We start from the raw sequence: 24,543 nt of genomic DNA on the forward strand, positions 1-24,543 counted from the left end.
GGTCGGTCGGGCTCCACCGCGGCGCCCGACCTCCGATGCTGTCGGGCCGGGGCCGCCGGGAGTTCGTCCGCGCGGATGAATCGGACCGGCCCGCGCTGTCGGCCCGCACGGCCGAGGAGTGGCGAAGGGTCGGGCCTGCCGCCGTTCGGGTGAGGAACCGCGTCCTCAGCGGAGGCTGTAGCGGAGGTGGGTGACCGAGTGCGTGGGGCGGACGTCGACCTGGACGAGCCCGGTGTGCGGCACGCCGTCGAAGAGCCGTTCGCCCCGGCCGAGGAGGACCGGGACGAGGTGCAGGCGCAGTTCGTCGACCAGGCCCGCCGCCAGGTACTGGTTGGCCGTGGCCGCGCCGCCCGCGATCGACACGGCCCGCCCGCCCGCGGCCTCCCGCGCCCGGTCCAGCGCCTCGTCGACGCCGCCGGTGACGAAGTGGAAGGTCGTCCCGCCCTCCAGCGGGATCGGCTCGTGGGCGTGGTGGGTGAGCACGAACACCGGGCCGTGGTACGGCGGTTCCGCGCCCCACCAGCCCGTCCAGTCGGGGTCCCACGGGCCCTGGCCGGGTCCGGCGAACATGTTGCGGCCCATCACGAACGCGCCCGCGTCGACGACGGCCGCGTTCTCCCGCGCGTGCAGTTCGGGTTCGTCGAACTTCCACCGGTGCAGCAGGATCCCGCCTTCGCCCAGCGGTGTGTCGGGCCGCTGGTCGGGTCCGGCCAGGAAGCCGTCCAGGGAGATCGCCAGGTCGCAGTACACCGTGCTCATCGGTTCTCCCACTCTGCTCGACCCCCGAGAGGGCCTTCGGGGCCCGGTCAGGAGCGGAAGGGGTTGAGGTCCTTCAGCGAGTCCAGGAGCGGGGGCAGCCACCCGAGGACCGCGTCCCGGAGCGCGGGCACGAAGATGATCACCGCGATGACCAGCGCCACGTACGGCGCCACGCTTCCCCTGCGCTTCGACGCCACGCACACCCCCGGATCCGTCGTCCCGACCAGCATGGCACGGGACCCGCCGTCCCCGCCTCCGTCAGCTCCGGACGAGCGACCTCCGGACCAGGCTCTCGCCCGCGGCGACGACGGCGTCCTCGGACGGGCGCGGCCGCCACCCCAGCACGCGGCGAGCCTTCTCGTTGGAGATCTTCTTGGCGTGGCCGAGGTCGGGGACGACCGAGCGGAACTCCTTGGAGAACAGGGAGGCGATCCGCACCACGACGTCGGGCACGGACCGGCTGGGCACCCGCTTCGCGGCGTCGCCGAGGTGCGCCCTCAGCGCGGCCCCGATCTCCTTCATCGCCATCACCGGACCGCTGGAGAGGAGGAACCGCTGCCCCGCCGCGCCGGGCGCGGTCATGGCCAGCACGTGCGCGGTCGCCACGTCGCGCACGTCGACGATCGGGAACCACAGGTTCGGGTAGCCCGGCATGGCCCCGTCGAGGCTCCGCTGGACGATGTGGTTCGCGCCGGAGACCTCCCCGCCCATCACCGGCCCCATCACCGCGACGGGGAGGAGCGTGGTCAGCTCCATCGCGCCGCCCTCGGCCGCGACGAAGTCCCACGCGGCGCGCTCGGCGAGGATCTTGCTCCGGCCGTAGGCGTCGACGCCCGGCCCGTCGAGGACGGACCAGTCGTCCTCGGTGAACGTGCGGTCGGTGTGGGGGTGGCCGAAGCCGACGGCGTGGAACGCCGACGTGAGCACGACCCGCTTGACGCCCGCGTCGCGGGCCGCGCGCAGCACGCGCACCGCGCCGTCGCGGGCCGGGCCGATGACGTCGTCCTCGTCGGCGACGGGTCCGATGTGGACGGGCGACGCCACGTGCAGCACGTAGTCGCACCCGCTGACGGCGTCGGCCCACCCCTCGTCGCGGGTGAGGTCGGCGGTGGCGAAGCTCAGCGCGTCGCCGTTCACCATGCCCGCGTCGGTGAGCACGGCGCGCACCGCGCTCTCGCGCTCCGGTGACCGCACGGTGGTGCGCACGAGGTACCCCTGGTCGAGGAGGTGGAGGACGCAGTGCCCGGCGATGAAACCGGACCCGCCGGTGACGAGGACTCGCTGCTGGGTGGTGGTCATGTGGTCGCCCCGCTGATCGGTGTGGTGGTCTTGGTGCCGTCGACCACGATCCGGCCCGCGACCGGGCCGAACCAGCGCCCCCTCCAGCCCGGGGTCCGGCAGGGCCCCGGCACCGGGTCGTCCCCGCCCCTACCGTGGGCGCATGACCGAGGAGCCGAACCTGCTGGGCGCCTTCCTCCGCGCCCGCCGCGAACTCGTCACCCCCGAGGAAGCGGGCGTCCCCGTCCACGGCGTGCGGCGGGTACCGGGCCTGCGCCGCGAGGAGGTCGCCATGCTGGCGGGCATCAGCGCCGACTACTACCTGCGGCTGGAACGCGGCCGCGACCGCAAGCCGTCGGTGCAGGTGCTCGACTCGCTCGCCCGCGTCCTGCGCCTCGACGACGACACCAGGGCGTACCTGCTCGGTCTCGCCGCCGACCGGCCCCGCCGCGCCCGGCGCCCGCGCAGGGAGACCGTCCCGACCGGCGCGGCCAAGCTCGTGGCGCTGCTCCCGCTGCCCGCGTTCATCGAGGGCCGCTACTTCGACGTGCTCGCCGCGAACCCGCTGGCGACGGCCCTCTCACCGCGCCTGGTGACGGGCGGCAACCGGCTGCGGGACGTGTTCCTCGACCCGGCGGAGCAGGCCCTGTTCCCGGACTGGGAGAGGGCGTGCGCCGGGCTGCTCGCGGGCTTCCGCGAGGCGGTGGGCACCGACACCGACAACCCCCGCTTCATCGAACTCGTCGGCGAACTCTCCCTGGCCAGCCCGCTGTTCCGCAGGCTCTGGGCCCGTCACGACGTGCGCCACCGCGGCGGCGCGACGGTGCCCTTCACCCACCCGCAGGTGGGCGAACTCCTGCTGAACCGGGAGAAGCTCCTCATCAGCGGGACCGACGGCATCATGCTGGTCGTCTACCACCCCGACGCGGGCACGGACGCCGCGGACAAGCTCGCCCTCCTCGGCTCCGCCGCGCTGGAGCCCGCTCCCTCCCCCCGCCAGACGGCCGCCGAGCAGGGCCGACGCGCGCCCTGACCGTCGGCTTCCCGGTGGGGGTCAACGCCCCGCGGGCGGGAAGAGCACGTCCAGCACGTGGGTGAGGATGGCGGCGGACTCGGCGGTGGGGGCGACCGCGGCGCGCAGGGCGAGGCCGATGCCCAGCGCGCCCAGCAGCACGACCGCCCGTGGCAGCGGCATCGAGGGCTCCAGCCCCAGGCGCTCGGAGTGCGTGGTGAGCAGGGCGACGACCTGGTCGTCGTGCCGCTGCTGGACGGCGGCGACCCTGGCGGCCGTCTCTGGGTGCCGCGCCGTCGCCGCGAGCACCTCGGCGGCGACCGCGCTCCAGGTGGCCGCTTCCTCGTCCAGCAGGCCCGCGGGGAACAGGGCCGCGACCAGCTCGTCACGGGTGGTGGCGCGGGCGAGGGCTTCCCGCAGCCACCCGAGGTGGGCTTCGGCGTGACCGTCGACGATCGCCAGCCACAGGCCTTCCTTGCCGTCGAAGTGCTTGTACACGGCGCCGCGGGTGTACCCGGCGTCCGCCGCGATCTCCTCGACCGTCGCCGCCAGGAACCCCCGGCGCAGGAACACCTCCCGCCCGGCGCGCAGCAGGTCCTCGTGGGTGCGCCGCTGCTGCTCGGCGCGGGTCAGCCTGGCCATGCCCACCTTTTCAGTAACGGACTGTTTCTGGATACACGACGTTACTGTACGGTCGGGAGCATGGACTTCCTGGGGGCCGTGGCGACGCTCGCCTGCCTGCCCGTGAGCCTGGCCGTGTTCGCGTGGTTCGCCGCGCGGGCCCGCCGCCAGGGCGGTGGCCACTCGCTGATGGCGCCGTTCGAGGACATGTGGGATCCGGGTTCGCACCGGACGCACATCGAGGTCCAGGTCCGGCACGACCGGCGCGCCCCGGCCCCGGCACCCGGCGATCCCCCACCGCCGTGACGCCGCCTCACGGGGAGGCGGGTTCCAGCACGATCACCGGGATCTGCCGCTCGGTGTAGGTCGCGTAGTTCGCGTACGGCCGGTAGATCGCCACCAGCCGGTCCCACAGCGCCGCCCGCTCGTCGCCGTCGGCGACCCGCGGCTGGACCCGGCGCCGCTCGCCGCCGGGCAGTTCCACCTCGGTGGTCGCCATCGCCATCAGGTTGTGGAACCACGCCGGGTGCGCGTCCGTGCCGCCCTTCGACGCGACGACGACCAGGCGCGGCGCGTCGTCGAGGTAGATCAGCGGGTTGGTGCGCACCTGCCCGGTCTTGCGGCCGACGTGGTCGAGGAGCAGCACGGGCGCGCCCAGGAACGTGCCGCCCACCCGACCTCGGGTCTTGCGGAACAGGAACTTGTTGAACCGCGCGAACTGGCGCTGGAACTTCCAGTAGCGGGACGTCGACGGGGGTGGTTTCGGCATGCCGCAATGCTGGCAGAGTCCGCCAACTGTCGTCAACTGACAAAAGTCACCGCACGACTCTTGGCGCACGCTGCCGGCCACCCGTATCGTGGCCCCGTGGAGAAGCCCGGCCTGCGCGAGCGGAAGAAGCTGCGGACGCGCGAGGCGCTGACCGACGCGGCGTACGAGCTGTTCCACGCCAACGGCTTCGACGCCACCACCGTCGACCAGATCGCCGAGGCGGTCGAGGTGTCGTCGCGGACCTTCTTCCGGTACTTCACCTCGAAGGAGGACGTCGCGCTCTCGCTCGCGGACGAGCAGGTCACCGAGATGCTCGACGGGTTCGCCGCGCAGCCGGGTGACGTACCGGTGCTGACCGGCATGCGGCGGGCCGCGCTGGATGTCCTGCGGGCCCACGGACCCGGAGCGTCCACTTCGGACCAGGACCGGCACCGGCGGATGCGGGACCTGATCGCCGCCAGTCCGACGCTGATGGCCGCGTGCCTCGAACGGGGCGCCGCCCGGCTCGACGAGGTGGCCCGGCTCGTCGGCGTGCGGATGGGCGTCGACCCGGCGACCGACCCGCGCCCCCACCTGGTGGCGTCGGTCGTGCTGTGCGCGATCCAGACGGCGGTCTCCGCGTGGCGCGCCACCGACCGGGACGCGTCGGACTCCGAACTGGTCGGGCGGGCGTTCGACCTGCTGTCCGGCGGCCTCGACTACCCGGCGGCACGTCCCCAGCCCTGAGTGCCGCGATTCCTTTCCACACCAGCACTTCCCCGCACGACCACTCCCCAGGACACCCCTGCGCTTGCTAAGTGGCGGGCCCCGCCGTATCGTCGCGACCAGATAAACGGTGGACCCCGCCGTTTAAGCGACGAACCCTAGGAGCACTCGTGTCCGCACAGTCCGCGCCCGTACTGGTCACCGGCGCCACCGGCAGGCAGGGCGGCGCCACCGCCCGCGCCCTGCTCGCGGCGGGCGTCCCCGTCCGCGCCCTGGTGCGCGACCCGGAGAGCGACCGGGCCAAGGCCGTCGAAGCGCTCGGCGTCGAACTGGTCGCGGGCGACCTGCTCGACCGCGACTCCGTGGTCCGCGCCGCGAAGGGCGCCCGCGCCGTCTTCTCCATCCAGATGCCCGCCTTCACCGGGCAGGGCTTCGACCACGACGGGGAGATCGCCCAGGGCGTCAACCTCGTCCAGGGCGCGAAGGCCGCCGGGGTGGAGCAGTTCGTGCACACGTCCGTCACCGGCGCGGGCCAGCACACCGAGACCCCCGGTTGGGACGCGGGCCGCTGGAAGTCGCTGGAGCACACCCTCGGCGCCAAGGCCGCCATCCAGGACGAGGTCCGCGCGGCGGGCTTCGCCCGCTGGACGCTGCTCAAGCCGGGCTTCTTCATGGAGAACTTCCTGCCGTCACTGGCCTTCCTGTTCCCGCGCGGGGTCGAGGGAGGCCTGGTGAGCGTCCTGAAGCCCGAGACCCGCCTCGGGCTCGTCGCCGTGCACGACATCGGCGTGGCCGCCGCCGCGGCCGTCGCCGACCCCGAGCGGTTCGACCGCGTCGAACTGGAACTGGCGGGCGACCAACTGTCGATGGCCCGCATCGCCGAGGTGCTCTCCCGAGCGCTGGGCACCCCCGTGTCCGCGCCGGACATGACCGAGCAGGAGGCGCTCGACGCGGGCATGCCGGGGATGGGCGCCACGCACGAGTGGATGAACGTGGCCGAGCAGCCCGCCCGCCCGGAGTACGCCAGGGCGCTGGACATCCCGCTCACCAGCTTCGAGACCTGGGCGCGGGAGCACATGCGGGCCGGCGCCTGAGCCGACCCGCCGATCGGAGGACGACATGACCCCCGTCACCGCGAGGCTGGCGCGCTTCGAGCGCGACCACGCCACCGATCCGGGACCAGCGCTGGACTCCCTGACCGCCGACCTCGGGGCCGCGCGCGGCCCCCTGGTCGAGCGGGTGTCGCCCACCGAGGTCGACGTGACCTTCGTCCACGTCGCCGACGTGGCCGCGGTGTCGCTCCGCACCAAGCTGCTCCGCCTGCCCCAGCACCGGGAGGCCGAGCCGATGAGGCGGATCGCGGGCACCGACGTCTGGCACCTGACCGTGCGGGCCGACTCCGACACCGCCGTGGTGTACGGGTTCCTGCACGATCCGCCCGCCGAGTTCGGGTCCGCGGCCGAACTGCTGGCCGTGCACCTCGACGAGGACCGCGCGACCGCGCACCGACTGGCGCTCGAAGCGGCGAGCGCCGCCGACCCCCACAACCCCGACCGGATGCCGTGGGAGCTGGTGGTCGGCGCCGAGGACGTGGTCGACTCGGTGCTGGCGCTGCCCGACAGCCCGTTCACCCCGCTGCCCGACGGCGGTCCACCGACCGAGGTCGACGAGCACGAGTTCGACGGCAGGCGGGTCGGCGTCTACCAACCGGTGGGTGCCCGTCCGACCGACGTCCTGCCGCTGGTGGTCCTCCTCGACGGCGAGGTGGCCCTGCGCGGCGGCATCCACCGCAGGCTCGCCGCCGCCGTCGCGGACGGAACGCTCCCGCCGCTGCGCGTGGCGTTCTGGCACAACAGGACGCTGACCTCGCGCACGACGGAGTTCGCCTGCGACCCCGCGCTGGCCGAGGCCCTCGCCGACGGCCTGCTCCCGTTCCTCGGCGAGCGCTACGGCCTGCCACCGGAGCCGTCGAGGACGGTCGTCGCGGGGTTCAGCCTGGGCGGCCTGGCCGCCGGTCACGTCGCGCTGACGAGACCGGACGCCTTCGGTGCCGCGCTGCTCATGTCCGCCGCGCTCTGGTTCACCCCGGAGCCCGGCACCGAGCCGGACGGCTGGCTCGTCCGCCGGTACGCCGAGGCACCCACCCGTGACACCGCTTTCCACGTCACGGTGGGGCGGCTGGAGGACGTCCCGGTCGGCCTGCCCGGAACGGCGCCGGGCACCACGTGGGTCAGCGCCGCCCGGTCGTTCCGCGACACCCTGCGGGACAAGGGTTACGACGTGCGCGGCTACCGGGAGGTGCCGTCCGGCCACGACCTGGTCAACCTCCACCTGGCGGTGGTGGACGGCCTGGCGGCTCTCCTGGCGTGACCTCGGCCGGGGGCGTTCCACGACGCGGTGGAACGCCTCCGGTCAGCCGGGGTCCAGGACGCGCTTGAGGAAACGCCGCGTCCGCTCCTCCCGTGGATCGCCGATGACCCGGGCGCTCGGTCCCTTCTCGACGATGACACCGCCGTCCAGGAACAGCACCTGGTCGGCCACCTGCTCCGCGAAGCGGATCTCGTGGGTGACGATCACCGTCGTCCAGCCGTCCGCGGCCAGGTCCTTGATCACCGCCAGCACCTCGCCCACCAGCTCGGGGTCCAGCGCCGACGTCGGCTCGTCGAACAGCACCACGCGGGGCTTCAGCGCCAGCGCCCGCGCGATGCCGACGCGCTGCTGCTGCCCGCCGGAGAGCTGGAACGGGTAGGCGTCGCCGCGGTCGCCGAGCCTCACCTGGTCGAGCAGGGTCCTCGCGTCGGCCACGGCCTCCTCGCGGGGGCGCTTCTGCGCGACGACCGGGCCCTCGATGACGTTCTCCAGCACCGTGCGGTGCGGGAAGAGGTTGTGGGCCTGGAACACCATCCCGCTCTGCGCGCGCAGCAGGCCGCTCGCCCGGCGGCCCGCCTTGCCCGGTGGCAGCGCGGCGAAGTCGACCTCGACGTCGTCGATCCCGATCACGCCCCGGTCGGGCGTCTCCAGCACGTTGAGCGAGCGCAGCACCGTGGTCTTGCCGGACCCGGACGGTCCCAGCAGGACGGTGGAGGTCCCCTCGCGGGCCTCGAAGTCGATGCCGCGCAGCACCTTGTTGTCGCCGAAGGACTTCTCCAGCCCGCTCACCCGGACCCGTGCCCGCTCGGCGTTCCGCTCCGTCGTGTCAGTCATGTGGCCACGTACCTGTCCAGTCGGGTCTCCAGTCGTTTCTGCGCGGCGGAGAGCCCGACGCAGATCACCCAGTAGTACAGCCCGGCGAAGGCGTACAGGGCGAGGAACTCGTTGCTCTCGGCCGCCGCGAGCTGCGATTCGCGGAACAGTTCGGTGAGCAGCACCACCGAGCCCAGCGACGTGTCCTTCAGCAGCGAGAGCAGGGTGTTCGACAGCGGCGGCACGGCGGTCCTCGCCGCCTGCGGCAGCACGATCCGGCGCAGCGTGAGCGAGTAGCCGAGCCCGATCGTCGCCGCCGCCTCGAACTGACCCTTGGGCACCGCCAGGATCGCCGCGCGGACGACCTCGGCCGCGTAGCCCGCCACGTTGAGGCTGAACGCGATCACGGCCGCGGTGAACGGCGGGAACTTCAGCCCGATCTGCGGGAGCCCGTAGAAGACGATGAAGAGCTGGAGCAGGAGCGGCGTGCCGCGGATGATCGAGATGAACGCGCGGGCCAGTCCCGAGAGGATCCTGGAGGAGGAGATGCGCGCGAGCGCGACGACCAGTGCGAGGGCGAGGCCGATCGCGAAGCTCAGCAGGGTCAACGGGATCGTGACCTTGACCAGCCCGACGAGCATCGGCCACGCGGTGCTCCGCAGCACCTCCCACGTGCCGCGGTGGCCGCGCCCCTCGGACAGGTCGGCGCTCCCGCCGTCCGGCACGGAGACGTCGGCCTTGAAGTACTTCCGCGAGATCCCGGCGAGGGTGCCGTCCGCCTTGAGCGCCGTGATGGCCCGGTTCGCCTGGTCGACCAGCGCGCTGTCGTCCTTGCGGAAGGCCAGCACCTGCTCGCTGAGCTCCTCCCCCGCGTTCCCGGCGATCTCGACGTCGTCGGACCCGGTGCTGGCGAGGTAGTCGAGCACGGCGATGTTGTCGTTGACGATCGCGTCGACCCGTCCCTGCGCGAGCAGTTCCGCAGCCTGCGCGAACCCCTCGACGGCCTCGACGTTCGCGCCCGCGTCCCGCGCGACCTTCGCCCAGTTGCTGGTGCTCGACTGCGCGGTGGTCTTGCCCTTGAGGTCCGCCAACGTCTTGACGCCGTCGTCACCGGTGCGCCGCACGACCACGCCGTGGGAGTAGGTGTCGGTGTCGGACAGGCCGTACTTCGACCGGCGCTCGTCGTTGACCGAGACCTGGTTGGCGATGACGTCGATCCGGCGCGCGTCCAGCGCCGGGAAGATGGTGTCCCACTGCGTCTCGACGAACTCCAGCTTCCACCCGGCCTGGTCGGCGATGGCCTCGACCACCTCGATGTCGTAGCCGCCGAGCGCCTGCGTCCGGGGGTCGTGGAACGAGAACGGCGGGTAGGTCCCCTCGGTGCCGACCCGCACCACCGGCTGCCCGGTGTCCCGCGCGGACGCCGCGGCAACCTGCGAGGGCGCGACGAACACCACCAGCAGGAGCAGCACCACGCCCCTGAGCACACGTCGCATCAGCGACCCCTTCTCCAACCACGGCACCCGGAAGCCGGCACCGTGGGGGGAGAGTAGTGCGATCGGGAGGCGCGGGCCCGGTGATCCACTGTGCGGGACGGGAGCCGGGAAGTCGGGCCGAGTTCTTGGTGGTACCGGCCTCCACCGTGTAAAGGAGCCGGCGGCCACGACCAGCGCGATCACCTGGCAGGGCGCACGCCGTTCGGTCCACGGAGGACGGTCGAATCCGATCAGGTGTTACCGGAGGAGCGTCATTCCCCCGATTCGGCTACGGAAATCACCGACGCGCCCACCAAGCGGTGATCACCACTGGGCCGATCAGGTATTCCCGAACACTTTCGACATCACTTCCCACCACCCGCGAATTACCCACGAGCGCTGCGGTCGAGTGGCGTTCCACGTGCCCCGAAAGTGTCATTGCACCAACGGCGAGCCTTGATATCTTCGATCAAGCGACATCGACTCCGGGAATTCGCCACCGACCGCCGACCGAAATCCGGTTTCCCTCGCACGCCTATCGATTGGTGGCTCCACCCGTGACCGCGACCGAATCCGACACAGGGTCGGCTCGACTCCTGTCGAGCCTGAGCAGGGCCGCCGCGCGCACCCTCGCGACGACGACCAAGTCGGTCCCGCAGATGCAGGGCGTCTCGTCCCGCTGGCTGCTGAGGCTGCTCGCGTGGAAGGACGTCGACGGCGGCACGTACCGGGTCAACCGGCGGCTCAGCCACGCCGTCGGCGACGGGCGGGTGGCGTTCGAGAGGGCGGGGTCCGCGGTGCGGGTCGTGCCCGCGGAACTGGCGGAACTCCCGCCGCTGCGGGGGTACGCCGACGGCGGGGTCCTGCCGGAGTTGGCGCGGCGCTTCACCCAGCGGGAGTTCGGGCCGGGCGAGGTGCTCGCGGAGTTCGGGCACCGGGCCGCCGAGGTCGTCCTGATCGCGCACGGCAAGGTCGCGAGGTCCGGCCCCGGCGCGTACGGGGGCGAGGCGGCGCTCGGCGTGCTCAAGGACGGCGACCACTTCGGCGCGGAGGTGCTGCTCTCGGCCGACGCGATCTCGGAGTTCACCGTCAAGGCGATCACCGGGGGCACCGCGCTGGTGTTGGCCCGCCGGGACTTCGAGGAGGTGCTGCGGCGCTCCGAGTCGCTGCGGGCGTGGGTGCGGCGCGCCCCCGAGCCGGGCGCGGCGGTGAACGCCGTCGGCGAGTCCGAGGTCGCCGTGGCGTCCGGCCACACCGGGGAACCGTTGCTGCCCAGGGCTTTCGTCGACTACGACAGCTCGCCGCGCGAGTACGGGCTGAGCGTGGCGCAGACGGTGCTGCGGGTGCACACCCGCGTCGCGGACCTCTACAACCAGCCGATGGACCAGTACGAGCAGCAGCTCCGGCTCACCGTCGAGGCGCTGCGCGAGCGCCAGGAGCACGAGCTGGTCAACAACCCGGACTTCGGCCTGCTGCACAACGCGGACCCCGCCCAGCGCGTCCCGACCCGCTCCGGGCCGCCGACCCCGGCCGACTTCGACGCCCTGCTCTCCCTGGTGAGCAAGGAACCCGGCTTCTTCCTCGCCCACCCGCGCACGATCGCCGCGTTCTTCCGCGAGTGCACCAGGGCGGGCGTCTACCCGAACGACACCGGCGAAGACGGCCGAGACCGGCTGTCGTGGCGGGGTGTGCCGATCTACCCGTGCGGCAAGATCCCCGTCAGCGCGGGCCGCACCAGTTCCGTGCTGCTGATGCGCACCGGTGAGGAGAACCGGGGCGTCATCGGCCTGCGCCAGGTCGGGCTGCCGGACGAGTACGAGCCCGGCGTGTCCGTCCGCTTCACGGGCGTCTCCGACCGGGCGATCTCCTCCTACCTCGTCAGCACGTACTACTCCGCCGCCGTCCTGGTGCCGGACGCGCTGGCCGTGCTCGACGCCGCGGAGGTCAGCCGCGAGGACTAGCTCGCGGTTCCCGCCCCGCTGCGCGTTTTCCACACCCCCGAGGAAAGGATCCACTCCTGTGACCGCTGTCAGTGCCGCTCCCGCCGAAGTCCTCCGCACCGCCTACCAGAAGTCCGTCGCGTCCTACTGGAACGCCGAGCAGGACCCGGTGAACCTGCGGCTGGGCGACGTGGACGGGCTGTACCACCACCACTACGGGATCGGCGAGGTCGACCTGTCCGTGCTGGAGGGCCCGGAGGCCACTCGCGAGGCGCGGATCATCGCCGAGATGCACCGGCTGGAGACGGCGCAGGCGGACGTGCTGCTCGACCACCTCGGCGACATCCGGCCCCACGACAGGCTGCTCGACGCCGGGTGCGGCCGGGGTGGCAGCAGCATCATGGCCAACCAGCGGTTCGGCTGCGAGGTCGACGGGGTGTCGATCTCGCAGAAGCAGGTCGACTTCGCCAACGACCAGGCCTCGCGGCGGGGCGTGTCCGACAAGGTGCGCTACCACTTCCGCAACATGCTGGACACGGGGTTCGAGACCGGGTCGCGCCGGGCCATCTGGAACAACGAGAGCACGATGTACGTCGACCTGGTCGAGCTGTTCGCCGAGCACGCGCGCCAACTGGAGTTCGGCGGTCGGTACGTCACCATCACCGGCTGCTACAACGACGTGACCGGCGGCCGGTCCAAGGCCGTGGCCCAGATCGACCAGCACTACACGTGCAACATCCACCCGCGCAGCGCGTACTTCAAGGCCATGACGGCGAACGGCCTCGTGCCCATCTCCGTCGTCGACCTGACCGCGCAGACGATCCCGTACTGGGAGCTGCGGGCCAAGTCGTCGGTGGCCACCGGCGTCGAGGACCCGTTCCTCACCGCGTACCGCGAGGGCAGCTTCCACTACCTGCTCATCGCCGCCGACCGCGTCTGAGATCGTCGCGGCCGAGGCACTGGAGGAGCTGGAGTCATGCCGGACCCGCACCACACCCTGTCCACGTTCACCGGTCTGGGCACCTCGGCCGCGCGGTTCGCGGCCCGGCTCGGGAGCGACGCCGAACTCGGGTCGCGCCATCCCGAGACCGGGCCCGATCCCGCGTACGCGCTCCGGTCGTGGGGCGCCGGGACGGCGTCGCCGCTGTACTGCCCGCTGCCCGAGCGCGTCGACGACGTCCTCGGGAAGGAGGTCGACCGGCGGCTGGCCGACTGGGCGGTGGGGTGCGGGTTCTCCGAGGAGGAGGCCGAGCAGCTCGGGAGGGCGGAGTTCGGCAGGCTGGTCGTGCTCGCCCACCCGGACTGCGACGACCCGGACCGGCTGCTCATCTCGGCGAAGCTGAACGCCGCGTGGTGGGCGGCGGACGACCTCTACGCGGACGACACCGCGCTCGGGGCCGTCCCCGCGGAACTCCCCCAGCGCCTGGCGCTGGCGATGGCCGCCATGGACCGGCTGCCGGACGCGGGCGGGTTCAGCCACGACCTCGACGAGGCGCTGCGCGAGGACCGGGTGCTGGTCGCGCTGCGGTCGGGCGTTGACTACCTGGCGCGCTACGGCAGCCCCGCGCAGGTCCAGCGGGTCTGCTACTCCACGTTCGCGATGTTCGTGAGCTGGACCGCCTACGCGGCCTGGAAGCACAAGGACGAGCAGCCGCCCGCGTGGGAGTACCTCGCGGCCCGGCAGCACGACAGCTTCTACACGTCCATGACCCTCATCGACGTGCTCGGCGGCTACGAGCTGGACTCGAACGTCTACTACGAGCCGCACGTGCGGCGGGCGGCGATCCAGGCCGGGACGGCGGCCGTGCTCGTCAACGACCTGTTCTCGGTGACGAAGGACCTGGCGGACGAGAACCCGCCGGGCAACATGGTGTTGCAGATCGCGGCCGAGCGGGACTGCTCGATCGAGGAGGCGACCGAGGCCACGGTGGAACTCCACAACGGACTCGTCCGCGATTTCCAGGCCCTGCACCGGAAGCTCCAGGCGTCGCCCTCACCCCAGGTGCGGCGGTTCCTGCGGGGGCTGCGGGCGTGGATGGGCGGCGGCTTCGAGTGGCACTCCACCAGTCCGCGCTACCGGACCGGGGAGTGAGTCGAGGGGTGTGGCCCGGTCGATCGTCGACCGGGCCACACCGCTGTCAGGCGCTTTCCGCCGCGGCGGCGCGTCCGGTCTGCCTGCCGGTGAACAGGCAGCCGCCGAGGAACGTCCCCTCCAGCGCGCGGTACCCGTGCACACCGCCCCCGCCGAAGCCCGCGACCTCACCCGCCGCGTACAGGCCGGGGACCGGTTGTCCCGTGGCGCCGAGCACGCGCCCGGACAGGTCGGTCTGCAACCCGCCGAGGGTCTTGCGGGTGAGGATGTTCATCCGGATGGCGATGAGCGGGCCCGCCGACGGGTCGAGGATCTTGTGCAGCGAGGCCGTGCGCGCGAGCTGGTCACCGCTGTAGGCGAGCGAGTTGCGGATGCCCATGATCTGGACGTCCTTCGTGAACGGGTTGTCGACCTGCTGGTCGCGCGAGGTGATCTGCCTGCGCAGCGCGTCGGCGTTGACCAGGTTGCCGCCCGCGATCCTGTTCATGCCCGCGACGAGGTCCGGCAGGGAGTTCGCGACGACGAAGTCCTCGCCCCTGTCCATGAACGCCTTGACCGGCGGGGGTGTGCTGTTGAGCAACCGGCTCGCGAGGTAGCCGATGAGGTCCTTCCTGGTGAGTTCGGGGTTCTGCTCGGACCCGGAGAGCACGAACTCCTTGTCGATGATCTTCTTGTTCAGCACGAACCACGAGTACGGGTGTCCGGTGCGCTGGATCAGCTCCAGGGTGCCGAGCGTGTCGTAGCTCGGCAGACCGGGGTTGGGGAGGCGGCGGCCGGTGGCGTCGAACCACAGCGACGAGGGCGCGGCGAGCACGCGGATCCCGTGGCCGGGCCAGATGGGGGTGTGGTTGGCCAACCCCTCGGTGTAGTGCCACATCCGGTCGGGGTTGACCAGCCGGGCCCCGGCCAGCTCGCTGATGGCCAGCATGCGCCCGTCGACGTGCGCAGGCACGCCGGTGACCAGGCGGGTGGGCGGCGTGCCGAGCCGGGCGGGCCAGTTGCGCCGGACCAACTCCTGGTTGCCGCCGATGCCGCCCGAGGTGACGATGACCATCGGGGCGTACAGCTCGAAGTCACCGACCTTCGTGCGGGAACTCGGGGTGCCGCGCGCCGCGCTGCTGGGTTGCAGGACGCTGCCGCGCACGCCGGTGACGGCGCCGTTGGTGGTGATGAGCCCGTCGACCTGGTGGCGGAAGCGGAAGGTGACCAGGCCCCGCGCCACCGCGGCGCGCACGAGCTTCTCGAAGGGTTCCACCACACCGGGTCCGGTGCCGAGGGTCAGGTGGAAGCGGGGCACGGAGTTGCCGGGTCCGTCGGCGAACTGGCCGCCGCGTTCCGCCCAGCCGACGATGGGCACCCAGCTCACGCCGAGCCTCGCCAGCCACGCCCGCTTCTCCCCCGCGGCGAACTCCAGGTACTTGTCGGCCCACTTCGCGGCCCAGTGGTCGGCGCCCAGCGGGTTGTCGACGCCGCGGTCGAAGCCCGCCGTGTTGAACCAGTCGCCCCTGGCCAGGTCGAGGGAGTCCTTGATGCCCGCCAGCCGCTGCTCGGTGGAGTCGATGAAGAACAGCCCTCCCAACGACCAGAAGGCCTGACCGCCGAGGCTCGCCTCGGGTTCCTGGTCCAGCAGCAGGACCCGCCTGCCCGCGGCGGCCAGTTCGGAGGTGGCGACGAGCCCCGCGAGACCGGACCCGATGACGATCACGTCGGCGTCGACCCTCGGCGCGGCGGAGGCCTGCACCAGGCCGAGGGTGTTCATGGTGGTGGTCGCGGCGATGGCGCCTCCGGCCGCGAGGAGGTGGCGTCGGCTGATGTTCCTGCTGCGAGGTGAACTCATCGTTGAGCCCTTCAGTGGAACGGGAGGTGTGGCTGGTCGGCGGCGGCGACCGCGGGCTGGTCCGGACGGTTACTGTCGAGTAGTCACGTAACCAGTGAGGGCCCGGCCGGGGATAGGGTCGTGCCACCAATCGCCGTCGATCCCGTTGTGCCCCATCCACAACGACGTCCCGGAGGTGCCGTGCGGGATCACCGGATGACCGAGATCGCCCTGCGCGTCATGGGCGCGATGGCCGCCGACGACGGGGTGGTGGCGAGGGTCGTCGAGGCCGCGCGGGAGAACTCCCCCGAGGTCGCCCGCCTGCCGGAGGCGGAGAACCGCAGGCACATCGCGACCCTGCTCGCCGAGGGGGCGGCCCACCTCGAACGGGGGGACGGCGACTTCTCCGCCGCCCGAGCGCTGGGGGCCGACCGCGCGGCGCAGGGCGTCTCGATCGCGGGCCTGCTGCGCGGCGTGCACGCGGGCCGCGCCGAGGTGATCCGCGCGGGCGTGGAGTTCGCCCGCGCGACGGGTGTCGACGACACCTCGATCCTGGACTTCATCGTGGACGTGGACTCCTACGTCGCGGCGGTGGAGCGGCACATCATCAGCAGCTACCACACCGCCGAGTCGCGCCTGACCCGTGACCTGAACACCCAGGTGCTGCGCGGGCTGCTGGTCCAGGACAGCGCTCTCCCCGACCCCGTCGAACTGCACCGGGTCGGGCTCCACCTCGGCGGCCGGTACCACTGCGTGGTCTCCGAGGTGACCGACCCGAGCCACGCCAGGGCGTTGGAGCAACGCCTGCACGCCTTCGGCGGCGTCCACGGACTGGTCGAGGGACGGCTGGCGGGCGTCAGCCACCACCCGCCGTCCTGGCCGGACGACGACGCGCCGCTGCTCGTGGTCTCCCCCGCCCTGCCGGTGGCCGCGCTGCGCGGGATGTACCCGATGTGCTCGCAGGCCCTCTCCGTCGCGTCGGCCCGAGGAGCCCGCGGCGTCCACCGGCTCACCGACCTCGCGGCGGAGACCGCGCTGGCGTCCCACCCGGCGATGGCGGACACCCTGGCCGACGAGTTCCTGCACGCGCTCAACCCCAAGAGCGCCTTCCACCACGAACTGGTCGCGACCGCGCTGTGCTACCTCGACCACGGCCGCCGGATCGGCGCCACCGCGGCCGTGCTGCACCTGCACGCCAACACCGTCCGGTACCGCCTGGACCGCCTGGTCGAACTCGCGGCCGTCGACCTGGGCGACACCGCGCACCCCCACCGCTCCCACGTCCTCACCACCCTGCACACGTGGTGGGCGCTGCGCACCTGGATCGACCGCGGCACAACAGGTTCGTGACGGCAGCGCTCACGCCGACGGCGGTTCGCCCCACCGGCCGGTGTCGGCGAACCGCTCCAGCGCCGCCGCGGGCGCCGCCAGGTCCCAACCCCTGGCGGCGACCCAGCCGTCGTCGTAGTAGGTGTCCGCGTACGGGAGCCCGGAATCGCCCAGCACCATCACCACCGCCCCGCTCTCGCCGCGCTCGCGCATCCGCGACACGAGGTGGAACGCGCCGACCAGGCAGGCCCCGCTGGACGGTCCCGCCACCCACCCGGTGACGGCGCGCAGGTGGCGCGTCGCGGCGACGCTCGTCGCGTCGGGGACCGGGATCACCAGGTCGACCACCGAACCGTCGAACGGGGCCTCGATCCGCGGCCTGCCGATGCCCTCGACCTTGGAGGGCATGCCGGTGGCGTAGTCGTCGCACCCCGTCGCCCAGCCGGGGAAGTAGGCCGAGTTCTCCGAGTCCACCACGGCCGTGCGGGTCGGGCTCCCGGTCCGGCGGAGGTGGCGGCCGATCGCGCGCGAGGTGGCGCCGGTGCCCACGCCCGCCACGATCCACGCGGGCGCGGGTCCGCCGATCCGGTCGAGGTCGCGCAGGATCTCGGCGGCCAGGTTCTCGGGGCCGTCGCGGTCCACCGCCCCGCCGAGGTGCTCCAGGTGGTCCAAGTAATGGCCCCCGGTGTCCGCTGCCAGTCGTCGGGCCCGGTCGTACACGGCCAGCGGCGGGTCGACCGGGTGCCACCGCCCGCCCCGCTCCTCGATCCGCGCCAGCTTCGCCCTCCCGGTCCGCCGCGGGACCACCGCCGTGAACGGCAAACCCAGCAGCCGTGCGAAGTGCGCCTCCGCCACGGCCAGGTTCCCGCTGGTGGCCTCGACCAGCGGCGTGCCCTCGTCGATCAGCCCGCGGTGCAGCGCGTCGACGAGCAGGCCGCGGGCGAGCCCGTGCTTGAGGCTGCCGGTGGGGCGCGCCGACTCGTCCTTGACGAACAGGCCGACGGAATCGTCCCCCGGCAACGGGAACCGCCGCAGCGGCGTCGTCCCCTCCGCCTCACGCGTGGCGTCGAGCGTCTCGATCGCCGCTCGCGCCCAGTCGCTCACCGGTGTGCCGCGCACGGGTGCCTCCCATCGTGAGATCCCTACGCGCCACCATGCCGGCGCGCGGTCGGTGACCGAACTCCGTCACGCCGCGGGGCGGCCGAGGTGTCCCGTGCCCGGTTCCGGTAGCGCAGCGGCGATTCCCCCACCTCTCGCTTGAACGCGGTGCTGAAGGCGCTCTCCGACGCGTAGCCCAGTTCGACCGCCAGCGACCCGACCCGGACGTCGCGGTCCCGGAGCGCGCGCTGCGCCAGCAGCATCCGCCACCGGTTGAGGTAGGCCAGCGGCGGCACGCCCGCCGCGGCCCGGAAGCGCTCGGCGAACGTCGTCCGGGACATCGCCGCGGCGCGCGCCAACTCCTCCAGGCCCCAGGACTTCGCGGGGTCGGCGTGCATGAGGCCGAGCGCGGGCCGGACCCGCTCGTCGGTCAGCACCTGCAGCCACCCCGGCGGCAGTTCGGTCTGGTCGACGTGGGCGCGGAGCACTTCGAGCAGCAGGAGCTGGCAGTGCTGCCGGATCGCGAACGCGGAGCCCACGCGGTTCGCGGCCACCTCGTCGAACAGCCGGTGGATGCTGCCGCGCAGGTTGACCCCCGAGCGCGCCGCCGCCCGGACGTGCCCCAGCGGCGGGAGCGCTTGCAGCAGCAGTTCCTCGCCGATCGGGTTGAGCTCGACGCGCCCGCCGATCATGACGTCCTCCGGACCGTCGAGGCGGGTGACGGCGAAGTCCGCGTCCGGCACGACCACGCGGCGCGGTCCGTCACCGGTGCCGCCCTCGACGCGCAGCCACGACCGGTTGTTCAGGACGGCGACGTCGCCCGGTTCCAGGTCGACCGGCCCGTCGACGCCGTCGGTGGTCAGCCGGGCCCGCCCGGACACCATCGCGAAGAACTTCAGCCGCGTCTCGACGACCCCGCTCGACTCCCACGGGCCCCGCACCGACATCCCGCCGGACAGCACGCTGCGGACCTCGACGAGGTCGAACACCTCGGACAGATGATCGGCGGCCACGTCCGTACTCTCGCGCAAGAAATGCGGATCGTCAATTATTCAAAGTCCGGACGGCCGCGCTTAGCGTGGTGCCGTGACCCAGAAACAGCACCCCATCGGATCCGGTTTCACCGCCGCGTCGACGGCCGACGACGTCCTCGACGGAGTCGACCTGTCGGGCCGGGACGTCGTCGTCACCGGCGGCCACGTCGGACTCGGCCTGGAGACCACCCGCGCCCTCAGCGGGGCGGGCGCGTCCGTCACCGTGGGCTCGCGCGACCCGGAGCGCGCCGCCGCCGCGGTGGCCGGGATCGAGCGCGTCCGGGTCGAGCGGCTGGACCTCCTCGACCCGGAGTCGATCGACGCCTTCGCCGCCCGCTACCTCGACTCCGGCCGCCCGCTCCACGTCCTGCTCAACAACGCGGGCATCATGGGCGGCCCGCTGGTCCGCGACGAGCGCGGCTACGAGTCGCAGTTCGCGACCAACCACCTCGGCCACTTCCAGTTGACGCTGGCCCTGCTGCCCGCCCTGCGTGCCGCGCGCGGGGCGCGGGTCGTCAACCTGACGTCCGGCGGCCACCGGCTGTCCGACATCCGCTGGGACGACCCGCACTTCGCCACCGGCTACGAGCCCATGCTCGGTTACGGCCAGTCGAAGACCGCGAACGTCCTGTTCGCGGTCGAGTTGGACCGGCGCTGGGCCGCGGACGGGATCCGCGGTTACGCCGTGCACCCCGGCGTCATCGTCGGCACCGAACTGGGGCCGTCGCGGCCCGAGGACGGGCAGGCCGTGACGGGGGACCAGTTGCGGGCCATGGGGCTGGTCGACGACGACGGCCTGCCGATCATCGACCCGGAGCGCGGGCAGAAGACCGTGTGGCAGGGCATCGCCACGAGCGTGTTCGCCGCGACCAGCCCGCTGCTCGCCGACATCGGCGGCGTCTACCTGAAGGACAACGACGTCTCGCCGCTGGACACGCCGAGGGAGATCAACTTCGGCACCGAGCGGTACATCCCGGCCGACGTCGTGCCGCACGCCGTCGACCCCGAGTCCGCGCGGCGGCTCTGGGAGCTGAGCGAGCGCCTGCTCCGGGCCTGATGCCGCTGGTCCCGTCCGCCGCGACGACGGACGGGACCAGCGGTCCACCACCCCGCTTGCCAATTAGGGGCATATGCCCATACTCTGGCGACAGCACCCGAGAAGAAGGAAGAGAAGCCCATGTCGCAGCCGAAGAACGTCCTGGTCACCGCCGCCACCGGCAAGACCGGCGTCCACACGACCCGCCTCCTGCTCGAACGCGGCCACCACGTCCGAGCGCTCGTGCACCGCCTCGACGAGCGCTCGGCCCACCTGGCCGACCTGGGCGCGGAGGTGGCGGTGGGAGACCTGCTCGACCTCGCCTCGGTCACGTCGGCGACCCGCGGGATCGACACCGCCTACTTCGCCTACCCGATCGTGCCCGGCCTGGTGGACGCCACCGCGGTGTTCGCCGAGGCCACGGCCGACTCGGGCGTCCGGGCGATCGTCAACATGTCCCAGATCTCCGCACGGCGCGACGCGGTCAGCGACGCCGCGCGCCAGCACTGGATCGCGGAGCGGGTCCTCGACTGGTCCCCCGTGCCGACGACCCACCTGCGCCCGACGTTCTTCGCCGAGTGGCTGATCACCTTCCTGGACGACCGGGGTGTGCTCCGGCTCCCGTTCGCCGACGGCAGGCACGCCCCGATCGCCGCCGAGGACCAGGCGCACGTGATCGCCGCGATCCTGGAGGACCCCGAACCGCACGCGGGCGAGGTGTACCTCCTGCGCGGGCCGGTGGAGCTGAACCACACCGAGATCGCCGCGGAGCTGTCCGGCGCGCTCGGCAGGCCACTCTCCTACGAGCCGATCAGCCTGGACGAGTTCACCGCGACGCTGGAGGCGCGCGGGTTCGGCGCGCACACGGTCCAGCACCTGCGCAGCGTCGCGGTCGACTACCGGAACGGGATCTTCGCGGGCACCGACGACGTGGTCGCGACCGTCGGCGGGAAGGTGCCGATGACCGTCGCGGAGTACGCCGTCCGCAACGAGGAGTTCTTCGAGGACAAGGGGTCCTGGGCCTTCTGGTGATCGGACTGGCAAAAAGGGGAGTATGCCCGTATCGTTCGCGGGCGTACTCCCCTCCTTCGAGCGGACCAGAGAGCCGGGTGCGGTGATGCGCGTGTCAGGTGTGCCGGACTGCTACGTCACGTCCATGCGCAAGGCGTCGCGCAGGCTGACCCAGCTCTACGACGAGGCGATGGCGCCGTCCGGTCTGCGCTCGACCCAGTTCTCGATCCTCGCCGAGCTGAGCGAACCCACGCAGGGGCCGCCGACCATGGGCGAGCTGGCCGAGGTCCTGGTGCTCGACCGCTCCGGCCTCGGCCACTCGCTGCGGCCGCTGGAACGGGAGGGCCTGATCGAGTTCGAGGTCAACCCGGACGACCGCCGCAGCCGGATCGTCGTGCTCACGAAGGCGGGCCGGGACCGCTACCGGCAGGCCCACGAGCTGTGGCGGTCGGCGCAGGAGCGCTACCGCTCGGCCACCGGCGCCGCCGAGGCGGACGAGCTGCGCGACCGGCTCCAGGCCATCGCCCACGACGACCGGCTGGCCTGAGGTCCTCGGATCAGCCGAGCAGGACCGGGATCCTGGTGTGCCCGTTGGACAGGAACGAGTGCACCGGGGTCAACGCGGACACCGGTTCGGCCAGGGTCATTCCGGGGAAGCGGTCGAACAGCGCGGGCAGGGCGATCCGCGCCTCCAGGCGGGCCAGCGGGGCACCGAGGCAGTGGTGGACGCCGTGCCCGAAGGCGAGGTGCTGCTTCAGTTCGCGGGTGATGTCGAAGTCGTCCGCGCCGTCGCCGTAGTACTCGGGGTCGCGTCCGGCGGCGGCGTAGGCCGCGAGGACGGCGTCGCCCTTCGGGATCGTGCCGCCGCCCGCCAGCGCGATCTCCTCCACCGCGAAGCGGAGCGGCAGGTACGGCACCGGGGCCTGCCAGCGGAGGGTCTCCTCGATGACGTCGTTCCACGACCGCTGCCCGGTGAGCACCAGCTCCCGCTGGTCCGGGTGGGTGAGCAGGGCGGTGATCGCCTGGTCGAGGAGGTTCACCGTGGTCTCGTGGCCCGCGGTCAGCAGCAAGAGCAGGGTGTCGACGAGTTCCACCTCGTCGAGCGCGCCCTCCTGCGCCTCGATCAGCGCGCTGGTCAGGTCGTCTCCGGGCGAGCGCCGCTTCTCGGCGACCAGTTCGCCGAACGTGGTGTAGATCGTCGTGGTGTTCGCCATCGCCTCCTCGGGCGTGGCGGTCGTGTCGAACACGGTGTCCACCGCGCCGCGGATGGTCTTCCGCTTGTCCTCCGGCACGCCGAACAGCCGGCAGATCACCTCGACCGGCACCGGGTTGGCGTACAGCGACCGCAGGTCGACCGGCTCGCCGGGCGGAGCGGCGGCGATCGTGTCCAGCAGCCCGCCGACGATCCGCTCGATCACCGGCCGCATGGCCTCCGTGCGGCGGGCGGTGAACGCCCCGGCCACGATCGACCGCAGCCGCCGGTGGTCCTCGCCGTAGGCGGTGAACATGTTCCGCACCGAAACCCAGAGCCGGAGCGGCCAGTCCTCCGCGATCTCGCCGCCGGTCCACGCCGCCCAGTGCCGGGTGCCGTCCTTCGACACCCGCGGGTCCATGAGCAGCTCGCGCAGCAAGGTCGGGCTGGTCACCGCCCACACCCCGACACCGCCCGGCAGCTCCACCCGGACGACCTCCCCCAGCGCGCGGAGGCGCGCGCCCTCGGCTTGGACGTCACCGCCGGTGACGTCGAGGACGAACGGTCGCTGTGCCATGGCCGGGTTCCCCTCCCGCACGAACGGACTGCCCACCCCAGCGTGCACGTCCCGGCGGGAACCCGCGTCGACCGGATGACCGACAGCGTGCCGCCCTCCCGCCGTTTGTAGCATCGTGGAACGCCGATTCCACCCGGACCGGCACGTCGAGGCAGAACGGACCACGCATGGAGCCCGAGGAGTTCCGCGCCGCCGCGCACGCGCTGGTGGACTGGATCGCCGACTACCGCGAGCGCATCCCGGAGCTGCCGGTGCAGTCCCAGGTCAAGCCCGGTGACGTGGCGGGGCTGCTGCCGGTCTCGGCCCCGGCCGCGCCCGAGTCCTTCGACGCCGTCCTGCGCGACCTCGACCACGTGGTCGTGCCCGGCATCACGCAGGTGCAGCACCCGAACTACTACGGCTGGTTCCCGTCCAACGCGACACTGAGCTCCGTGCTCGGCGACTTCGCCACCGCGGGCCTCGGCGCGCTGGGCATCACCTGGCAGTCCGCGCCGTCGCTGACGGAGGTGGAGGAGGTCGTCGTCGCCTGGCTGCGCGAGCTGACCGGCGTCCCGGAGACCTGGTACGGCGTCATCCAGGACACCGCGTCGACCGCGTGCCTGGTGGCGCTGCTCGCCGCCCGCGAGCGGGCCACCGACTACTCCGAGACGCGCGGCGGCCTCCAGGCGGAACCCGCGCCGATGACCGTCTACACCACCGAGTACGCGCACTCGTCCATCCCCAAGGCGGTCGCGCTGGCCGGGTTCGGGATGGACAACCTCCGGGTGGTCGAGACCGACCCGTGGACGCGGGCCCTGCGTCCCGCGGCCCTCGCCGAGGCCATCGCGGCGGACGTCGCCGAGGGCCGCCGCCCGGTCGCCGTGGTCGTGAACATCGGCACGACCGGCACCACGGCCGTGGACCCGCTGGCCGAGATCGTCCCGATCGCCCGCGAGCACGGCATGTGGGTGCACGTCGACGCCGCGATGGCGGGCTCCGCGCTCCTGCTCCCCGAGCAGCGCGGCCTGGTCGACGGGCTGGAGGGCGCCGACTCGCTCACCTGGAACCCGCACAAGTGGATGGGCACGGTCCTCGACTGCTCGCTGATGTACGTCGCCGACCCGGAACACCTGGTGCGGGTCATGGCGACCGACCCGTCCTACCTCCGCTCCACAGTGGACGGTTCGGTGACCCAGTTCAAGGACTGGGGCATCCCGCTCGGCCGCCGCTTCCGCGCGCTCAAGCTGTGGTTCCAGCTCCGCCTCGACGGCGTGGAGGCGATCCGCGACCGGCTGCGCCGCGACCTCGCCAACGCCCGGTGGCTCGCCGACCAGGTCGAGGCGGCGCCGCGCTGGCGCGTGCTGGCACCGGTGTCGCTGCAAACCGTGGTGCTGCGCCACGAACCACCGGACGTGGTGTCACCGGACGGCGAGGTCCTCGACGGCGCCGCCCTCGACGCGCACACCCTCTCCTGGGTCGACGCGATCAACGACTCGGGCCGGGCGTTCATCACCCCCGCCAAGCTCGACGGCCGCTGGTCGGTCCGCGTGTCGATCGGCGCCGAACCCACCACGGCCGCCGACGTCGCGGCGCTGTGGGACCTGTTGCGCAGCACGGCCGAGCGCGGCTGACCCACC

24 protein-coding genes are annotated in these 24,543 nt (G+C 72.6%); 13 read left to right on the top strand and 11 right to left on the bottom strand.

Annotation, left to right across the window (positions count from 1 at the left end):
* Window positions 1-165 precede the first annotated feature (165 nt).
* Genes NZH93_RS02225 through NZH93_RS02235 form a run of 3 tightly spaced genes read right to left on the bottom strand, consistent with a single transcriptional unit; the run spans window position 166 to window position 2,058 of the window.
* Complete coding sequence (locus NZH93_RS02225) at window positions 166-759, bottom strand: dihydrofolate reductase family protein (RefSeq protein ID WP_259621165.1); 594 nt, start codon at window positions 757-759, stop codon at window positions 166-168.
* A gap of 47 nt (window positions 760-806) precedes the next feature.
* Window positions 807-989, bottom strand: coding sequence for a hypothetical protein (locus tag NZH93_RS02230; protein WP_259621166.1), 183 nt, complete (start codon window positions 987-989; stop codon window positions 807-809).
* Window positions 990-1,017: 28 nt separating this feature from the next.
* A complete protein-coding gene (locus tag NZH93_RS02235) occupies window positions 1,018-2,058 on the bottom strand; it encodes an SDR family oxidoreductase (protein WP_259621167.1) in 1,041 nt (346 codons plus the stop codon).
* A gap of 142 nt (window positions 2,059-2,200) precedes the next feature.
* On the opposite strand from NZH93_RS02235, the gene NZH93_RS02240 reads away from it, so the two are divergent.
* Window positions 2,201-3,070, top strand: coding sequence for a helix-turn-helix domain-containing protein (locus NZH93_RS02240; RefSeq protein WP_259621168.1), 870 nt, complete (start codon window positions 2,201-2,203; stop codon window positions 3,068-3,070).
* A 21-nt stretch (window positions 3,071-3,091) separates the two neighbouring features.
* On the opposite strand, the gene NZH93_RS02245 is transcribed toward NZH93_RS02240, so the two are convergent.
* The gene (locus NZH93_RS02245; RefSeq protein ID WP_259621169.1) at window positions 3,092-3,691 is read right to left on the bottom strand and encodes a TetR/AcrR family transcriptional regulator; all 600 of its coding nucleotides are present in this window, start codon (window positions 3,689-3,691) and stop codon (window positions 3,092-3,094) included.
* Between the two features lie 60 nt (window positions 3,692-3,751).
* Between NZH93_RS02245 and NZH93_RS02250 the strand changes: the two genes are divergently transcribed.
* Window positions 3,752-3,976, top strand: a complete 225-nt coding sequence (locus tag NZH93_RS02250) for a hypothetical protein (RefSeq protein ID WP_259621170.1) — start codon at window positions 3,752-3,754, stop codon at window positions 3,974-3,976.
* A 7-nt stretch (window positions 3,977-3,983) separates the two neighbouring features.
* On the opposite strand, the gene NZH93_RS02255 is transcribed toward NZH93_RS02250, so the two are convergent.
* Window positions 3,984-4,439: a nitroreductase/quinone reductase family protein gene (locus NZH93_RS02255; protein WP_259621171.1), complete on the bottom strand. Its 456-nt coding sequence runs from the start codon at window positions 4,437-4,439 to the stop codon at window positions 3,984-3,986.
* 96 nt (window positions 4,440-4,535) lie between these two features.
* Here NZH93_RS02255 and NZH93_RS02260 point away from each other — a divergent pair, with 96 nt between their 5' ends.
* The 3 genes from NZH93_RS02260 (at window position 4,536) to NZH93_RS02270 (ending at window position 7,514) form a co-directional block, all read left to right on the top strand.
* A complete protein-coding gene (locus tag NZH93_RS02260) occupies window positions 4,536-5,165 on the top strand; it encodes a TetR family transcriptional regulator (RefSeq protein ID WP_259621172.1) in 630 nt (209 codons plus the stop codon).
* Window positions 5,166-5,314: 149 nt separating this feature from the next.
* The gene (locus tag NZH93_RS02265) at window positions 5,315-6,238 is read left to right on the top strand and encodes an NmrA/HSCARG family protein (RefSeq protein WP_259621173.1); all 924 of its coding nucleotides are present in this window, start codon (window positions 5,315-5,317) and stop codon (window positions 6,236-6,238) included.
* A 25-nt stretch (window positions 6,239-6,263) separates the two neighbouring features.
* The gene (locus NZH93_RS02270) at window positions 6,264-7,514 is read left to right on the top strand and encodes an alpha/beta hydrolase-fold protein (protein WP_259621174.1); all 1,251 of its coding nucleotides are present in this window, start codon (window positions 6,264-6,266) and stop codon (window positions 7,512-7,514) included.
* A gap of 42 nt (window positions 7,515-7,556) precedes the next feature.
* Here the strand turns inward: NZH93_RS02270 and NZH93_RS02275 are convergent, their stop codons facing one another.
* The gene (locus NZH93_RS02275) at window positions 7,557-8,348 is read right to left on the bottom strand and encodes an amino acid ABC transporter ATP-binding protein (protein WP_259621175.1); all 792 of its coding nucleotides are present in this window, start codon (window positions 8,346-8,348) and stop codon (window positions 7,557-7,559) included.
* The gene (locus tag NZH93_RS02280) at window positions 8,345-9,823 is read right to left on the bottom strand and encodes an ABC transporter substrate-binding protein/permease (protein WP_259621176.1); all 1,479 of its coding nucleotides are present in this window, start codon (window positions 9,821-9,823) and stop codon (window positions 8,345-8,347) included. Before NZH93_RS02280 ends, NZH93_RS02275 begins: the two co-directional genes overlap by 4 nt.
* A gap of 536 nt (window positions 9,824-10,359) precedes the next feature.
* Between NZH93_RS02280 and NZH93_RS02285 the strand changes: the two genes are divergently transcribed.
* From NZH93_RS02285 to NZH93_RS02295, 3 genes are read left to right on the top strand one after another with little or no spacing between them, the layout of a single operon-like run.
* Entirely contained in the window at window positions 10,360-11,763 is a 1,404-nt protein-coding gene (locus NZH93_RS02285) for a family 2B encapsulin nanocompartment shell protein (RefSeq protein WP_259621177.1), read from the top strand.
* 58 nt (window positions 11,764-11,821) lie between these two features.
* Window positions 11,822-12,682: a geranyl diphosphate 2-C-methyltransferase gene (locus tag NZH93_RS02290; RefSeq protein WP_259621178.1), complete on the top strand. Its 861-nt coding sequence runs from the start codon at window positions 11,822-11,824 to the stop codon at window positions 12,680-12,682.
* Window positions 12,683-12,718: 36 nt separating this feature from the next.
* A complete protein-coding gene (locus NZH93_RS02295; RefSeq protein WP_259621179.1) occupies window positions 12,719-13,834 on the top strand; it encodes a family 2 encapsulin nanocompartment cargo protein terpene cyclase in 1,116 nt (371 codons plus the stop codon).
* 46 nt (window positions 13,835-13,880) lie between these two features.
* Here the strand turns inward: NZH93_RS02295 and NZH93_RS02300 are convergent, their stop codons facing one another.
* The gene (locus NZH93_RS02300) at window positions 13,881-15,593 is read right to left on the bottom strand and encodes an FAD-binding dehydrogenase (RefSeq protein WP_259621435.1); all 1,713 of its coding nucleotides are present in this window, start codon (window positions 15,591-15,593) and stop codon (window positions 13,881-13,883) included.
* A 273-nt stretch (window positions 15,594-15,866) separates the two neighbouring features.
* On the opposite strand from NZH93_RS02300, the gene NZH93_RS02305 reads away from it, so the two are divergent.
* A complete protein-coding gene (locus NZH93_RS02305; protein ID WP_259621180.1) occupies window positions 15,867-17,000 on the top strand; it encodes an RsbRD N-terminal domain-containing protein in 1,134 nt (377 codons plus the stop codon).
* A gap of 9 nt (window positions 17,001-17,009) precedes the next feature.
* Here NZH93_RS02305 and NZH93_RS02310 read toward each other — a convergent pair whose 3' ends face one another.
* Together NZH93_RS02310 and NZH93_RS02315 are read right to left on the bottom strand one after the other, a co-directional pair.
* The gene (locus tag NZH93_RS02310) at window positions 17,010-18,098 is read right to left on the bottom strand and encodes a PLP-dependent cysteine synthase family protein (protein WP_259621181.1); all 1,089 of its coding nucleotides are present in this window, start codon (window positions 18,096-18,098) and stop codon (window positions 17,010-17,012) included.
* Between the two features lie 23 nt (window positions 18,099-18,121).
* The gene (locus tag NZH93_RS02315; protein ID WP_259621182.1) at window positions 18,122-19,090 is read right to left on the bottom strand and encodes an AraC family transcriptional regulator; all 969 of its coding nucleotides are present in this window, start codon (window positions 19,088-19,090) and stop codon (window positions 18,122-18,124) included.
* A 73-nt stretch (window positions 19,091-19,163) separates the two neighbouring features.
* Between NZH93_RS02315 and NZH93_RS02320 the strand changes: the two genes are divergently transcribed.
* From NZH93_RS02320 to NZH93_RS02330, 3 genes are all read left to right on the top strand, one after another.
* Window positions 19,164-20,168 (top strand): SDR family NAD(P)-dependent oxidoreductase, encoded by a 1,005-nt coding sequence (locus NZH93_RS02320; RefSeq protein ID WP_259621183.1) that lies wholly within the window; start codon window positions 19,164-19,166, stop codon window positions 20,166-20,168.
* A 120-nt stretch (window positions 20,169-20,288) separates the two neighbouring features.
* Window positions 20,289-21,179 (top strand): NmrA family NAD(P)-binding protein, encoded by an 891-nt coding sequence (locus NZH93_RS02325; RefSeq protein ID WP_259621184.1) that lies wholly within the window; start codon window positions 20,289-20,291, stop codon window positions 21,177-21,179.
* A gap of 85 nt (window positions 21,180-21,264) precedes the next feature.
* Window positions 21,265-21,705: a MarR family winged helix-turn-helix transcriptional regulator gene (locus NZH93_RS02330; RefSeq protein WP_259621185.1), complete on the top strand. Its 441-nt coding sequence runs from the start codon at window positions 21,265-21,267 to the stop codon at window positions 21,703-21,705.
* Window positions 21,706-21,715: 10 nt separating this feature from the next.
* On the opposite strand, the gene NZH93_RS02335 is transcribed toward NZH93_RS02330, so the two are convergent.
* Entirely contained in the window at window positions 21,716-22,927 is a 1,212-nt protein-coding gene (locus NZH93_RS02335) for a cytochrome P450 family protein (protein ID WP_259621186.1), read from the bottom strand.
* Window positions 22,928-23,094: 167 nt separating this feature from the next.
* On the opposite strand from NZH93_RS02335, the gene NZH93_RS02340 reads away from it, so the two are divergent.
* Entirely contained in the window at window positions 23,095-24,537 is a 1,443-nt protein-coding gene (locus tag NZH93_RS02340) for a pyridoxal phosphate-dependent decarboxylase family protein (protein WP_259621187.1), read from the top strand.
* Window positions 24,538-24,543: the final 6 nt, after the last annotated feature.

Source organism: Umezawaea endophytica (genome assembly GCF_025061645.1).
Lineage (GTDB): Bacteria > Actinomycetota > Actinomycetes > Mycobacteriales > Pseudonocardiaceae > Umezawaea > Umezawaea endophytica.